This is a genomic window from Mesorhizobium sp. M2E.F.Ca.ET.219.01.1.1 (assembly GCF_004016445.2).
In the GTDB taxonomy this organism is placed as follows: Bacteria; Pseudomonadota; Alphaproteobacteria; order Rhizobiales; family Rhizobiaceae; genus Mesorhizobium.
In genome coordinates, this window is record NZ_SADT02000192.1 from 1 (window position 1) to 310 (window position 310).

At 66.5% G+C, this 310-nt stretch carries 1 protein-coding gene; it reads right to left on the bottom strand.

Features of this window, described 5'->3' with window-relative positions:
• Positions 1 to 310: Gfo/Idh/MocA family oxidoreductase (locus EN862_RS35485; protein WP_245519829.1), on the bottom strand; the 310-nt coding region annotated here is incomplete at both ends.

A 310-nucleotide genomic window follows, 5' to 3' on the forward strand; every position in this document is an offset into this window, starting at 1 on the left:
TCGGGATCGGGGAGTCTCAGCGAGCCCTCGGTGCCGTGCAGTTCGATCGGATGGTTGGAGTGCCTGAAGACATCCCAGGAGGCGCCGAAGGTGACGCTGGCGCCGGAGCGGAATTCGAGCAGCGACAGGATGTTGGTCGGCGTGCCGACCTTGAAGCTGGTGTTTTTGAAGGGACCGTCGGCGGTGATCAGCCGCTCCTCCTGGCCGCGCGTCGCCATGGCCATGACGCTGGCGACCGGGCCGAGCAGGTTGACCAGCATCGTCAGGTAGTAAGGGCCCATGTCGAAGACCGGGCCGCCGCCGGGCTGGT